15 protein-coding genes are annotated in these 13,570 nt (G+C 48.2%); 8 read left to right on the top strand and 7 right to left on the bottom strand.

The annotated features are described in order from the left end of the window. Positions 1-50: 50 nt before the first annotated feature. From BM607_RS20455 to def, 5 genes are read right to left on the bottom strand one after another with little or no spacing between them, the layout of a single operon-like run. Entirely contained in the window at positions 51-1,493 is a 1,443-nt protein-coding gene (locus tag BM607_RS20455; protein WP_006084792.1) for a TrkH family potassium uptake protein, read from the bottom strand. A gap of 20 nt (positions 1,494-1,513) precedes the next feature. Further along, positions 1,514-2,923 (bottom strand): Trk system potassium transporter TrkA, encoded by a 1,410-nt coding sequence (trkA, locus tag BM607_RS20450; RefSeq protein ID WP_006083799.1) that lies wholly within the window; start codon positions 2,921-2,923, stop codon positions 1,514-1,516. 15 nt (positions 2,924-2,938) lie between these two features. Continuing rightward, positions 2,939-4,225, bottom strand: a complete 1,287-nt coding sequence (gene rsmB, locus BM607_RS20445; RefSeq protein WP_011845352.1) for a 16S rRNA (cytosine(967)-C(5))-methyltransferase RsmB — start codon at positions 4,223-4,225, stop codon at positions 2,939-2,941. A gap of 1 nt (position 4,226) precedes the next feature. Further along, positions 4,227-5,183, bottom strand: coding sequence for a methionyl-tRNA formyltransferase (fmt, locus tag BM607_RS20440; RefSeq protein ID WP_011845353.1), 957 nt, complete (start codon positions 5,181-5,183; stop codon positions 4,227-4,229). 8 nt (positions 5,184-5,191) lie between these two features. Next, positions 5,192-5,704 carry a peptide deformylase gene (gene def / locus BM607_RS20435; protein ID WP_071939881.1) on the bottom strand — a complete coding sequence of 171 codons (513 nt, stop codon included), beginning with the start codon at positions 5,702-5,704 and terminating at the stop codon, positions 5,192-5,194. 125 nt (positions 5,705-5,829) lie between these two features. Between def and BM607_RS20430 the strand changes: the two genes are divergently transcribed. From BM607_RS20430 to hemF, 6 genes are all read left to right on the top strand, one after another. After that, a complete protein-coding gene (locus tag BM607_RS20430) occupies positions 5,830-6,960 on the top strand; it encodes a LysM domain-containing protein (RefSeq protein ID WP_006084796.1) in 1,131 nt (376 codons plus the stop codon). 83 nt (positions 6,961-7,043) lie between these two features. Beyond that, positions 7,044-8,060, top strand: a complete 1,017-nt coding sequence (gene dprA / locus BM607_RS20425) for a DNA-processing protein DprA (protein ID WP_012586345.1) — start codon at positions 7,044-7,046, stop codon at positions 8,058-8,060. Positions 8,061-8,062: 2 nt separating this feature from the next. Further along, a complete protein-coding gene (locus BM607_RS20420; protein ID WP_006083793.1) occupies positions 8,063-8,536 on the top strand; it encodes a DUF494 family protein in 474 nt (157 codons plus the stop codon). 119 nt (positions 8,537-8,655) lie between these two features. Beyond that, positions 8,656-9,219 carry a topoisomerase DNA-binding C4 zinc finger domain-containing protein gene (locus BM607_RS20415; RefSeq protein WP_071939894.1) on the top strand — a complete coding sequence of 188 codons (564 nt, stop codon included), beginning with the start codon at positions 8,656-8,658 and terminating at the stop codon, positions 9,217-9,219. A gap of 126 nt (positions 9,220-9,345) precedes the next feature. Then, the gene (locus BM607_RS20410) at positions 9,346-9,912 is read left to right on the top strand and encodes an L-threonylcarbamoyladenylate synthase (RefSeq protein WP_071939882.1); all 567 of its coding nucleotides are present in this window, start codon (positions 9,346-9,348) and stop codon (positions 9,910-9,912) included. A gap of 25 nt (positions 9,913-9,937) precedes the next feature. Continuing rightward, the gene (hemF, locus tag BM607_RS20405) at positions 9,938-10,846 is read left to right on the top strand and encodes an oxygen-dependent coproporphyrinogen oxidase (RefSeq protein ID WP_083548623.1); all 909 of its coding nucleotides are present in this window, start codon (positions 9,938-9,940) and stop codon (positions 10,844-10,846) included. Positions 10,847-10,880: 34 nt separating this feature from the next. Here the strand turns inward: hemF and BM607_RS20400 are convergent, their stop codons facing one another. After that, positions 10,881-11,318 (bottom strand): group II truncated hemoglobin, encoded by a 438-nt coding sequence (locus BM607_RS20400; RefSeq protein ID WP_006083789.1) that lies wholly within the window; start codon positions 11,316-11,318, stop codon positions 10,881-10,883. Between the two features lie 153 nt (positions 11,319-11,471). Here BM607_RS20400 and aroE point away from each other — a divergent pair, with 153 nt between their 5' ends. Then, positions 11,472-12,320: a shikimate dehydrogenase gene (gene aroE / locus BM607_RS20395; protein ID WP_071939884.1), complete on the top strand. Its 849-nt coding sequence runs from the start codon at positions 11,472-11,474 to the stop codon at positions 12,318-12,320. A gap of 5 nt (positions 12,321-12,325) precedes the next feature. Then, the gene (locus tag BM607_RS20390) at positions 12,326-12,601 is read left to right on the top strand and encodes a DUF1488 domain-containing protein (protein WP_006083787.1); all 276 of its coding nucleotides are present in this window, start codon (positions 12,326-12,328) and stop codon (positions 12,599-12,601) included. A gap of 106 nt (positions 12,602-12,707) precedes the next feature. Here the strand turns inward: BM607_RS20390 and BM607_RS20385 are convergent, their stop codons facing one another. Further along, entirely contained in the window at positions 12,708-13,256 is a 549-nt protein-coding gene (locus BM607_RS20385; protein WP_071939885.1) for a gamma carbonic anhydrase family protein, read from the bottom strand. Positions 13,257-13,570: the final 314 nt, after the last annotated feature.

Here is a 13,570-nt window from a genome sequence, read left to right as displayed (position 1 = left end):
AAAGGCGCTTAACAAGTTAAGCGCCTTTTTTATATCCAAGCTCTACAGAATTAATACTTCCAGAAACTCGGGTGGAATAACACTGCTACGGTCAGAATTTCTAAACGACCGAGTAACATGCCGAGTGACAACGCCCATTTCGCCACGTCGGGTAGGGTTGAGAAGTTACCCGCAGGGCCAATAATCGGCCCTAAGCCAGGACCTACGTTCGTGACCGCCGTGATAGCACCCGTGAAACTGGTCATAGGGTCGAGCCCTGTGAGCACTAAAATTACCGACAAGCCTACAATCACCATTACAAACAACAGTACGAAAGTGATCAGCGAGCGCACGATATCTTCACTGATGATGCGATTGTTGTAGCGTTCCCTAAAGATACCGTTTGGATGACATTGCTGTTTCAATTGCTCGCGCATAATGGCGCCAGCGATTTGAAACCGGAAGATTTTAATCCCGCCTGAAGTTGAGCCAGAGCAGCTACCGACAAACATTAAGAACATAAAGGCGATGTTGGCAAAGGCGCCCCAAGCCCCGTAATCCGTTAAGCCATAACCTGTAGTGGTCACCACAGAAACCACGTTAAAGCTGGATAAACGCAGCGCATCGAGGAGTTCAATATCGCGGGTTTGCCACAGCCAAAAGCCAATAGAACAAGACACGAAGGTCAGGAAAAACAAGAAACCTTTGACCTGAGCATCGTTCCAAATCCGCAGATCCCTTTGCTGTATGGTGTGCACAAACATGAGTAGCGGTAAGCCACCCGCCGCCATAAAGAACACGCCAACCCAGTGAGCCGAGTGGGAGAACGCGGCCATTGAGCTATCAGATGTTGAGTAGCCGCCGGTTGATAGAGTGGTCATGGCATGGTTGATGGCTTGAAACCAAGTCATCCCCGCCAGATGATAGGCAACGCAGCAGGCAACAGTCAGCAAAATATAAATAAAGAATAAGTACTTAGCCATGCTCTGGGTGCGTGGTACGGCTTTATCGCTCCAATCCGAAGATTCAGTGCGGAACAGCCGCATACCACCGACGTTCAAGAAGGGCAGAATGGCCACCGCCATCACGATAAAACCAATCCCACCTAGCCACTGCAATAAAGAACGCCAGATTAAAATGCTGTGATCCATGGTATCCAACCCCGAGAGCACAGTAGAACCTGTGGTCGTGATGCCGGACATAGTCTCAAAGAAGGCGTCGGTATAGCCAATCCCGTGATACAGGGTAAAGGGCATGGCCGCAAACAGGCTTACGATCAACCACGTTAGGCTGGTCAGCAGGAACATATCGCGGATATTGAGGTTAATGGTTTTACTCTGGCCATTGTGTAAACACAAGCTGGCACTAATGCCTGTCACTAACGCCGACAGCATGAAAGAGCCCACGGTTTCCTCGGCATTGAACACGGCGAGGAGCAGTGGGATCAACATGAAGGCTGTCAGCATGGACAAAAACAGCCCTAAAATAAACAATAGTGGTCTAAAGTTCAGCATAAGTTGGCTTACTTAGGTTCTTAGAAGAAGAAAGCACTTGGTTGGAAAAGCTTCTCGACTTCGCCGACAAACTTTTTATTCACTAGGAATAAGATCACGTGATCCCCTTGTTCTATCACGGTTTTGTCGTGAGCCATTAATACTTCGTCGTTGCGGACAATAGCACCAATGGTGGTTCCCGGTGGCAACTTAATATCGCCAATGGCTTTGCCAACCACTTTAGACGTGCTGGCATCCCCGTGGGCAATCGCTTCAATTGCCTCGGCGGCGCCGCGACGTAGGGAGTAAACGTTACAGATATCACCCTGACGGATATGGGTTAACAGTGCCGAAATGGTGGCTTGCTGGGGTGAGATAGCAATGTCGATATTAGCTTCTTGGACGATATCCACATAGGCTTCGCGCTGGATCAGCACCATGACCTTTTTCGCGCCCATACGTTTTGCCAGCAATGCCGACATAATATTGGCTTCGTCGTCATTGGTTACCGCAATAAATACGTCGGTTTGATCTATGTGTTCTTCGAGCAGTAACTCTTGATCTGAAGCGTCACCGCAGAACACGGTAGTATTTTCCAGTTGCTCCGATAGGGCTTCAGCCCGCTCATACTTATGCTCAATCAGTTTAACTGAGTGGGTGCGCTCAAGGCGTTTGGCTAAACCTAAGCCTATGTTACCGCCACCGGCGATCATAATGTTGCGGTAGGAGTTATCGAGCTTTTGCATTTCGCTCATAACAGCGCGAATGTGTCGACTGTCGGCGACGAAGAAGACTTCATCATCGGCTTCGATAATCGTGGTACCGCGAGGCATGATAGGGCGGCCTTGGCGGAAAATCGCCGCAACCCGGGTATCAATATTCGGCATGTGTTCGCGCAGTGCCGCTAACGCATTCCCCACCAGTGGACCACCATAATAGGCACGAACGGCCACTAGGCTTAGCCGTCCTTCGGCAAATTCGAGTACTTGTAGCGCGCCGGGATATTCAACGAGTCGCTGAATGTAAGCGGTCACTAACTGTTCAGGGGCGATTAATTCATCGATCACGAAGCCGCCGCGGGGGCGACCGTCGCTATTTTTGGTTTCACTGTCGATAAAGAGTTTATCGCGCATCGCCAGATAGGGTTCTGAGCGAATACGGGCAATTTTTGTTGGCGTGCCGAAAAGAGTGTAAGCAATCTGACAGGCGGCCATGTTGCATTCATCGCTATTGGTTACCGCGATCAGCATGTCGGCATCTTCTGCGCCCGCTTCTCTGAGCACATCGGGGTGGGCTGCATGGCCCGCCACAACGCGAAGGTCATATTTATCTTGCAGGGCGCGTAGTCTGGATTTGTCATGATCGACTATGGTGATGTCATTATTCTCACCTACCAAATTCTCGGCCAAGGTTCCCCCGACTTGACCCGCACCTAATATGATAATTTTCATGGCCTTGCTTACTTCCTAATCGGTCGCTTTTAATAAACGGGCGTAATAGAACCCATCCATATTGTCTTGTCCTGGCGTGATTTGCCAACCTATATCCTGTGGCGAATTTTGCTGGGAGAGTGTGTCTAGCTTAGCATCTGCCGTTCTCTCTAAAAACGCACTGATCTGGTCGCGGTTTTCCTGCGGTAAAATCGAGCAAGTGGCATAAAGAAGCGTGCCACCGGGTTTGAGCCACTTCCAGCAATGATCGAGAATTTGCTGTTGTAGTTCAGCCAACTCTTCGATGTCATGGTTTTTTCGCAACCATTTAATATCGGGATGGCGGCGGATCACTCCAGTGGCCGAGCATGGCGCGTCCAGTAAGATACGATCAAATTGTCCACCTTGCCACCATGAGTCAATATTGGCCGCATCGCCATGGATAAGCTCCGCTTTTAATGACAAGCGGTCAAGGTTCTGTTGCACGCGCTCGAGGCGTTTGGCATCAAAGTCGACGGCAACCAGTTTGATGCTTGGCTCAAGTTCGAGTAGATGACAGCTTTTACCACCGGGCGCCGCGCAGGCATCGAGGATTAATTCATTCGCTTGTGGCGCCAGTAATGTCGCCGCCCATTGCGCCGCGCCATCTTGCACTGAGGCCGCGCCTTCATGGAAGCGTGGCAGTGTGGCGACATCTTTTGGATGCGCTAAAAGGATGGCATCGGCACTGCTGCCTTCGCTCGCTTCAATCTCGAGTTCGGCTAAGGCAGCAAGGTATTCGGCACGGCTCTGGGATAAGCGATTGTTACGCAGCCACATAGGTGGGCGTTCATGGCTTTGTTGAATGATGTCTTGCCACTGCTCGGGATAGGCTTCTTTCAAGCGCTTAATCAACCAAGCGGGCGTGTTGTAGCTTAAGGTATCTGACTCAGTGCTTAGCGGCGAAAGCTGACGCTGAATGTTGCGCAGTACACCGTTAACGACCTTAACCATGCCTTCAAATTTTAACTGGCGACAGGCTTCGGCGGTTTCTGAAATCGCGGCGTGGCTTGGAATGCGAGTGAAGTAAAGTTGATAGCAACCTATGATCAGCAACTGGTGGATAATCCTTTGCTTACCTTTGAGTGGTTTCGCTAGGCATTCACTGATGCGTTTCTCTATTTGCGGCAGAGTGCGCATCACGCCGTAACAGAGCTCGGCGAGTAGGGCTTTATCTTTGCCACTGGCAAGGTGCTTTTGTTGATCGGGCAATGCCACTGAGAGTGACACGCCTTTTTCTAATACTTCGAAGATGGCTTTCGCAGCCAGCGCGCGCAAGTTCATACTATTGTGCCTCGTTTGCGAGGCGAGTATTCGGGCTAAACCATTCACCTCGAGCATTGAGAATATCGGCAACATTGAGCGGCTTTTTCCCTGGCAGCTGCATATTCAGCAGGGTTAACACGCCGTCGGCGGTGGCGACTTCTATGCCTTTTTTGCTGGCGCTGATAATAGTGCCCGGAGCGGCTGTGCTGGTGGTTTCGCTAACTTGGGTCTGCCACACTTTAATGGTATTGCCTTGATGCTCAAAGTAACTCACTGGCCAAGGATTAAAGGCACGGACTTCTTGCCAGAGTTGCTGGGCAGATTTATTCCAATCGAGTCTGGCTTCTTCTTTACTGAGTTTTTCTGCGTAGTTCGCTAAGGCTTCATCTTGTTTTTCAGCGGCTAAGGTGCCGTTTGCTAGACCTTCGAGGGCTTGCAATAGGGCAACAGGACCTTGTTCCGCCAGTTTCTCGTAAAGGCTGGCTGAGGTGTCGCTATCTTCAATCGGCAGAGTGGTTTTCAGTAGCATATCGCCGGTATCTAAACCCACATCCATCTGCATAACGGTCACGCCGGTTTCTTTGTCGCCGGCCCAAAGCGCGCGTTGGATCGGTGCGGCACCACGCCAGCGTGGCAAAATAGAACCGTGAACGTTAATACAACCTAGACGCGGCGTATCTAATACGACTTTTGGCAGGATCAGACCGTAGGCAACCACCACCATGATATCGGCATTCAGCGCGGCAAGTTCTTGTTGCGCGGGTTCTTTACGTAATGAACCAGGTTGATACACAGGAATATTGTTGGCGACGGCGAGTTCTTTTACTGGGCTGGCGGTCAGTTTCTTGCCGCGGCCAGCGGGTCTATCGGGCTGAGTGTAAACGCCAATCACATTGTGGTGTGAGTTCAACAGTGCTTGTAAGTGGCGAGCGGCAAAATCCGGTGTTCCGGCAAAGATGATGTTGAGTGGTTTCAAATCTGATCCTATGCTTCTTTGGCGTCCAATCGGGCCGCTTTTTCAAGTTTTTGTTTGATCCGCTGACGTTTTAGCGGCGACAGATAATCGACAAACAATTTGCCTTTGAGGTGATCCATTTCGTGTTGAATACAGATAGCAAAAAGCTCATCGGCCTCAACAATAAATTCGTTGCCGTGCCTGTCTAAGGCTTTTACCGTAACAAATTCGGCGCGATCGACTTTGGCATAAATGCCTGGCACCGACAGGCAACCTTCTTCATTGCAGAAGTCGCCGCTGCTGGCGATAATTTCGGGATTAATAAACACTTTAGGTCGTTCGACTTCATCTTGTAAGTCCATGACAATAAGTTGTTTATGGTAATCCACTTGGGTCGCGGCCAGACCGATACCTTTTTCTTGGTACATGGTGTCGAACATATCATCAATTTGAGTTTGCAGCTCGGCATTAAACTCTGTGATGGGTGTGGCTCGTGTCCGCAATCTTTCGTCAGGAAATTGTAATACTTTTAATTGTGCCATACATAAACTCTTAACAAGTCTGTCAAATCTCTGCCAGTTAGTTATACTGACTGATGCTAATGGGTTAATTTTAATCTTTAGTGCCTATCAATAACAGTAAAAGCTCAAACTAAGAGCCAAACAACATGGAAATACCCATGAAACGGTTAATTTTACTCGCGTTAATGACATTCAATTGCACGTTTGTTGCCGCCGATACCCTTACGCTGAAAGCGGGGCATCCTGAGTCATATGTGGTGAAAAAGGGCGATACTCTTTGGGATATCTCCGCAGCGTTTCTAAATGATCCATGGAAATGGCCACGTCTTTGGGATGTAAACCCACAGATTGCTAATCCCCATCTTATTTATCCTGGCGATCAACTCACGCTCGTGTTTGTCGATGGTCAGCCTCGGTTGGTGCGCAACGGCGACATGGTCGACAGTGCGAAACCCCATGTGAAGAAAAGTCCTGAAGGACGGATCATTGCTAAGAGCAATGCGATTCCTGCCGTCGACTTGGCCTTAATTGAGCAGTATTTAGTGCAGAATCGCGTTGTCGCAACCGACTGGCTTGCCGAGCAACCTATGGTATTAGCAGGTGAAAGCCCATCGCGTCACCATATTGTGGGTGATGTGATTTATATTGATGCTGAACTGCCGATGAATCAAAAGTACGGTGTTTACGAACGTGGTCGTGAGTTTTTCAATAAAGCGTCAGGCGAAGCGATAGGACAAGAGGCCATTTTAGCATCAACTGGGCAAGTGGTTGAGTCTGGTAAGGTTTCAAAAATTAAGTTGTTAACCAGCTTTCGTGAAACCAAAGCGGGTTTCAGAGTCATGCCGATGGAAAGTGATTCCTTGATGTCAGCTTACTTCACCCCAAAACCGGCAGAGTTAAAGACGCCAGCCGTCGTGCTTGCTATCGAATCAAAGATGCGTGAAGCGGGTAAGTTAGATGTGGTGTACTTAGATAAAGGCACCCAAGATGGGGTTGAGCCCGGAGTCGTGTTTTCTATTTACCGTGATGGTGAAGTCATCGTCATCAACAATGATGGTATGCCAGTGCCTGCCACTGAGCGCACCGCCTACGATAACTTAATGGCATCTGTTTCATCGGATCGCGCTATTCAAATGCCAGATATCTATCATGGCAAACTGTTGGTGTTCAAAGTATTCGACAAAGCGAGCTTAGGTTTGATTGTCTCCACTGAGCGGCCTGTGCGTGTCGACGATAAGTTAATTGCCCCTGAGTCTTTAGCCTTAAGAGGTCAGTAATATCTGAACATTTGGTCGATTGGTTAGTTGTTTGCGCTGTATCTGGGCTGGGACCCGCTCGGATCCAACAATTATTAACGCACATGGAAGTGGACGACCTCAGGCAAAGGTTAGAGCACGAGAGAGAAGCGCTACCTTTATCTGACCATCTGCTCCATAGTCTTGCTATTGATTATCAAAAAGTTGATGTCGCCCTCGAATGGCAGCAGCAAGCCGCTGACCATCATCTCGTTTGTTTCTCCGATCCGCTTTATCCGCCGTTATTAAAACAACTCTCAGATCCGCCCGCCGTCCTGTTCGTTAAAGGTTGTTTGGAGGCGTTAGCCCTTCCGTATCTTGCGATTGTAGGCAGTCGTAATGCTTCACCAGGCGGATTGCAGGTCGCTTATCAGCTGGCTGCGGAGATGTCCTCAATGGGATTTGGTATCTGTAGTGGTATGGCGATGGGGATTGATGGCGCTGCCCATAAAGCCTGTGTTGAACATCAAGGGCGAACCATTGCTGTGCTCGGGACTGGCATTGAGACTGTTTATCCACGAAAACATCGGCAGCTTTATCATGATATTCAGCAACAAGGCTGTATACTTAGCGAGTTTTGGCCAGATGTCGGTCCCTTTGCGGGGAATTTCCCGAAACGAAATCGGATTATTAGCGGTCTTTCTTTAGGGACACTTGTGGTTGAAGCCTGTCGTAAAAGCGGTTCTTTAATCACAGCGAGGTTGGCGATGGAGCAAGGGCGTGAGGTGTTTGCCGTTCCGGGCTCAATCTTGGGTGGTTACCATCAAGGCTGTCATGATTTATTACGTGATGGGGCAAAACTTGTGGAAACAGCCGCCGATATAGTGGAGGAGTTGGCAAGTTTAACCGCTTACCACCTTGAAGAATTGAAGTTATGCCACCATATACAGCAAGGCGAGATTTGTAATTTGCCATTTTCGTCTCTGTTAGCTAGTGTAGGTTATGAAACTACATCCATTGATGCAGTAGTTGAACATAGTGGGAAAACGATAGATCTGGTGTTAGAACAAATGCTTGAACTTGAGTTGCAAGGTTGGGTGATTGCAGTACCCGGTGGTTACGTCAGAGTAAAGAGGAGCTAGCCATGTTTGATATCCTCATGTATCTATTTGAAAACTATGTTCACAGTGAAGTTGAACTACTAGTTGATGAAGACGAGTTAACCAAGGAACTCACTCGTGCCGGATTTCATCAATCCGAGATTTTAAAAGCGTTAACTTGGTTAGAGCGCTTAGCAGAATTACAAGAAGGGGATAAACCTTATCTTTGTAATCACGATCAGCATTCGTTTCGTATCTATACAAAGGACGAAATGGACAAGCTGGATGTGGAATCCCGCGGTTTCTTGCTGTTTTTAGAGCAAGTTAAAGTGCTGAATGTCGAAACCCGTGAAATGGTGATCGATAGAGTCATGGAGTTGGATGAGCCAACCCTGATTTTAGAAGATCTCAAATGGGTTATCTTAATGGTGTTGTTTAACGCTCCTGGTCATGAGTCCGCTTATGAGCAAATGGAAGATTTAATCTTCGAACAGCCAGAAGGCCGACTACATTCTTAATCGTTGTGAAAGATGAATTATGAGAGAAAGGAGGCTAAGACCTCCTTTTTTGATGCCATAAATTCCTTGATGGCACTGCGCTTGATATCCTAATGCGCTACGACAGGTGGTGAATGATTATGTCTAAGATTGATGAACAATTATTTAGTGCCCACGAACACGCACTGGAAAAAGAATACGAACTTTGCCCTGAATGTGGCAGCGAGTTATCGGTCAAACACAGTAAGCACGGCGGTTTTATTGGCTGTAATAATTACCCTAGCTGTAATTACACTCGTCCCTTAGTGCAGCACGAATCCATTGAAACTCAAGTGATTGAAGGTTCTGTATGCCCTGAATGTGGCCACGAGCTGGCGGTAAAATCTGGTCGATTTGGGATCTTTATCGGTTGCACTCAATATCCTAGCTGCACACACATTGAAAAACAGGATCAAGCGGGTGACAAGCCTGACATCCCTTGCCCAGAATGCAAAACGGGTAAACTGGAGCACAGAACGAGCCGCTTCGGAAAGAGTTTTTATGCCTGCAGCGCTTACCCTAAGTGCAAGTTTATTGTGAATTATCCTCCAGTTGCGGAAGATTGCCCAAGTTGTGGTTTTGGGATCTTAGTCGAGCGCAAAGGTGCGGCTGGGATGCGTTTAGAATGTCCGCAAAAAACCTGCAAGTACAAGCGCCCCTTGTAGCGAGGCCATTGCATAATATTTGTTGCCTTAGTGCGGCTTGAGTATAATCCCCAACCGACCGTTAGATGGGGCGGCGAAGTTTCGGGTAATGACAAAAACTGATAAGACGCATAAGGTGATTTGATAATGTTGCAGCTACACCCATCCGATATAAAAGACATCATTCTTCAAGGTGGCGTTATCGCTTATCCAACCGAGGCGGTTTATGGCCTAGGTTGTGACCCTGATAACGACACTGCTATCCAAAAGTTATTGGCGGTAAAACAGCGCCCATGGCAAAAAGGACTGATCTTAGTCGCCAGTGATTTTCAGCAGCTTTTAGCTTATGTTGATGAATCGCAATTAACGGCTGAGCAGCTCGAATTTGCATTTTCCAAGTGGCCGGGGCCTTTTACCTTTGTCATGCCAATCAAAGCGCATGTTTCAAAATACCTCTGTGGCGAATTTGACTCTATTGCAGTGCGAGTGTCGGCCCATACTGGGGTACAAGCCCTGTGCCGCGCGCTTAATAAACCTTTAGTGTCGACCAGTGCTAACCTTGCAGGTGAAGATCCCGCATTAACTGCCGCTGAAATCCTCGCTGATTTTACCGGTAAAATCGATGCACTCGTATTAGGCGAACTCGGCGAACAACGTCAGCCCTCGACCATCATAGATGCACGAAGCGGCAAAATTTTACGAAATGGACAATGAGCAAACCAATAATAAGGATAACAAGATGAGTGTGCCTGATGCTGCAGTGGTAAAAGCGTTTTTACTCGATTTACAAAACCGAATTTGTGCCGGTTTACAGACTCTGGATGGCCAAGCAACGTTTGCCGCCGATTCATGGACCCGCGCCGAAGGCGGCGGTGGCACGAGCCGAGTATTAACCCAAGGTGCAGTATTCGAGCAAGCTGGGGTTAACTTTTCCCATGTGACTGGCGCCGCTATGCCGGCGTCGGCAACGGCGCATCGCCCAGAATTGGCGGGTCGCAGTTTTGAAGCTATGGGTGTGTCTTTAGTGATCCATCCTAACAATCCGTATATCCCGACGACTCACGCCAATGTGCGCTTCTTCATCGCCCAAAAAGAAGGTGCCGATCCTGTGTGGTGGTTTGGCGGTGGTTTTGACTTAACACCTTATTATCCATTTGAGGAAGATGTGCGCGAGTGGCATCAAACGTCTAAGGATATTTGTGCGCCTTTCGGGGATGAGGTTTATCCCAAATATAAGAAATGGTGCGATGAGTATTTCTTCCTGCCGCATCGTAATGAAACCCGCGGTGTGGGCGGACTGTTTTTCGATGACTTGAATCAAGCAGGATTCGAGCAAAGCTTTAGCTTTATGCAAGCCGTGGGCAATGGCTTCTTAACGGCCTATGCGCCGATTGTTGAGCGTCGTAAGGATACTGAGTTCGGTGAGCGTGAGCGTCAGTTCCAACTCTATCGCCGTGGTCGTTATGTTGAGTTCAACTTAGTCTATGACAGAGGCACGCTGTTTGGTCTGCAGACAGGTGGTCGTACCGAGTCTATCTTAATGTCGATGCCGCCATTAGTGCGTTGGCAATATGCTTATACGCCAGAGGCGGGAAGCCCAGAGGCAGATTTGTACGATAACTACCTCAAACCACGCGACTGGGTTTAGCCGTTAATCTTAAAAAGTGGATGCCATATCCACTTTATTGATTACGCATATGATCGGCCAGAGTTGAAATCGCCTCAAAGATGGCGGCTCGATGCTCTGGCTTTTTAATATTCTCTTCAATCGCAAACTTCATACAAAACAGCCATTGATCGCGCATTGCCTCATCAATATCGACATGCATGTGTCGTGCTCGCAATGCGGGATGACCATATTTTTGCTGATAAAGCTGCGGTCCACCGAGCCAACCACTTAAAAATTCGAATAGCTTCTGCTCAGACTCCGCAATGGGCGCCCTATGAATGGCAAGCAGTGTTGTCGTTTCTGCCGAACTTGCCATCTTCTGATAAAAACATTTAGTGATAGCGCGGATCACCTTCTCGCCGCCGATTAAGTCATAGGCGTTAGATTGACTCGGATCGCGATCATCCTGCGGCGGAGTGTGTTTACTAAAAATCTTTTTAAGCCAGTTCATTGGAATAGTCGTTCACTAAAGTAGAGTGTATTGAGCCGATGGCGCATTATAGCGTGAAACCTAGCGTGAAATTTAGTTGAGCATAATTCGTCTTGCGTGGGCTCAAAAGCGCGGTAGACTGCAAAGCCATCGAACCTAAAATTTCATATCGCAATGACAGACAGATACGCAGTGTTTGGCAATCCAATTAGCCACAGTAAATCGCCGTTCATCCATGGACAATTTGCCGCGCCCACCCAAGAGTCATTAACCTATGAAGCCATTCTTGCTCCGGTCGATGGTTTTGAAGCCTCATTGACGGCGTTTTTCAATGCGGGCGGTAAGGGCGCCAATGTGACCGTGCCTTTTAAGGAGCAAGCTTTTGCGCTGTGTGACAGTATCAGCCCCGAGGCCAAACTCGCTGGTGCAGTCAACACCTTAAGTTTATTGGCCGATGGCACTATTCGCGGTGATAACACCGACGGCTTAGGGCTGGTGGCCGATCTCATCGCTAACTTAGGTAGCTTGCAAGATCAGCGCGTGTTACTCATTGGCGCTGGTGGCGCGGCGCGCGGTTGTATTCTGCCGTTATTAAATGCGCGAATTGCGCAGCTGACCATCAGCAATCGCACCCACACTAAGGCGCAGCTTTTGGTCGATATCTTTACTTCTGTGGATAACGGCGCTTACGCGAGTAAAGTCACCGCCGTAGAAATGAGTGAGCTTGCGGGCGAGTTCGATATCATTATTAATTCAACCTCTGCTAGTCTTGCGGGCGAGTTGCCACCTTTGCCTGCACATATCATCACCACCCAAACCGTTTGTTATGACATGATGTATGGCGCCTCGATCACCGCTTTTAATCAATGGGCAATCTCCCAAGGTGCGGCGAAAGTCATTGATGGGCTAGGTATGTTAGTCGGACAAGCGGCTAAGAGTTTTACCCTATGGCGAGGTATTGAGCCCGACACCCAAGTGGTGTTGACGCTTTTGCGGGACAAACTAATGGCAGAGCCTAAGTAGGAAGCATGAATCAAAGTATTCTTTTCCCCGATCTGCAATATTGGGACGATGCCCAAGGGCAAATCTGTTTTATGGCGCAATCGCAGGGGATGAACATCAAGTGCTATATCAGTGCTGCTAAATTACGTGAGCTGAATGATTTCTCTGAACAGCCGAGCACCGATGAAGCGGCTGCTATGCTGGCATTGTTTGATGCGGTGAGATTTGACGCCGAAGAAATGGCAGAAGACTTAATCGAAGCTGAAGAGTTTGATGAGTTTGGCGCAGTTCGCCTAGGCTAGTTTGATAGCGAGTTTCAGTGGATAGATTTTGCAAAAGGCGGCAGAGACTGAATGAGTCTCTGCCGCCTTTCTTATATAGCGATACTAAGCGACTAACGCTAACCGACTAGATGTTTTGTAACTCAACTAAGTACTCGTTTTTCAGTCTGACATAGTTGTCGGCAGATTCTGGCAAAAAGGCCATTTCGGCAGGCGTTAATGGACGAGCCTGCTTAGCTGGGCTGCCTACATATAAATAGCCGCTCTGTAATACCTTGCTCGGTGGCACTAAAGAACCCGCACCTAAGATCACATCATCTTCTAAAATCGCACCGTCAAGAATAATCGCGCCCATGCCCACTAATACTCGGTTACCGACTTTGCAACCGTGAAGCATCGCCTTGTGACCAATAGTCACATCATCACCAATAATCAGTGGATGACCATCGGGACGAGCAGCTGACTTACGCGTCACATGCAATATGCTACCGTCTTGCACGTTCGAGCGCTTACCAATACGAATATGGTTAACATCACCACGCGCCGCCACCATAGGCCAAATACTGGCATCAGTATCTAACGCAATATCGCCAACAAGCACCGAAGCTTCATCTACATACACATTATTGCCTAATTGAGGATGAATACCTTGGTAAGTTCTGAGTGGCCCTGACATAGAAAAGTCCCTAATTGAGTGGTTTTTTGCATTATAAAGGTTAAAAACTAGCAGGTCAGGTCAAATATCCAACGAACAGTGAGAAAATGACAATTATCTTAAAAATAGGGGTTGCGCACTTTCTCAATCTCCCTATAATGCGCATCCACTGACACGGCAGACAGCGAAAGCAAGCTGACGAGTTAGATTGAATTAAATGGCTTTTAACCGCTTAATTCAATCGCAGCAAGAAGTTGAAAAAACTCCTTGACGCGAAACGGGAAATGCGTAGAATACGCAGCCCTAGCCACCTGGAAGCGTTCGGCGCTCAGTGT

The sequence above is a fragment of the Shewanella sp. SACH genome (genome assembly GCF_001887095.2).
Classification (GTDB): Bacteria; Pseudomonadota; Gammaproteobacteria; order Enterobacterales; family Shewanellaceae; genus Shewanella; species Shewanella baltica.
This window is presented reverse-complemented; position numbering and strand designations above follow the sequence as displayed.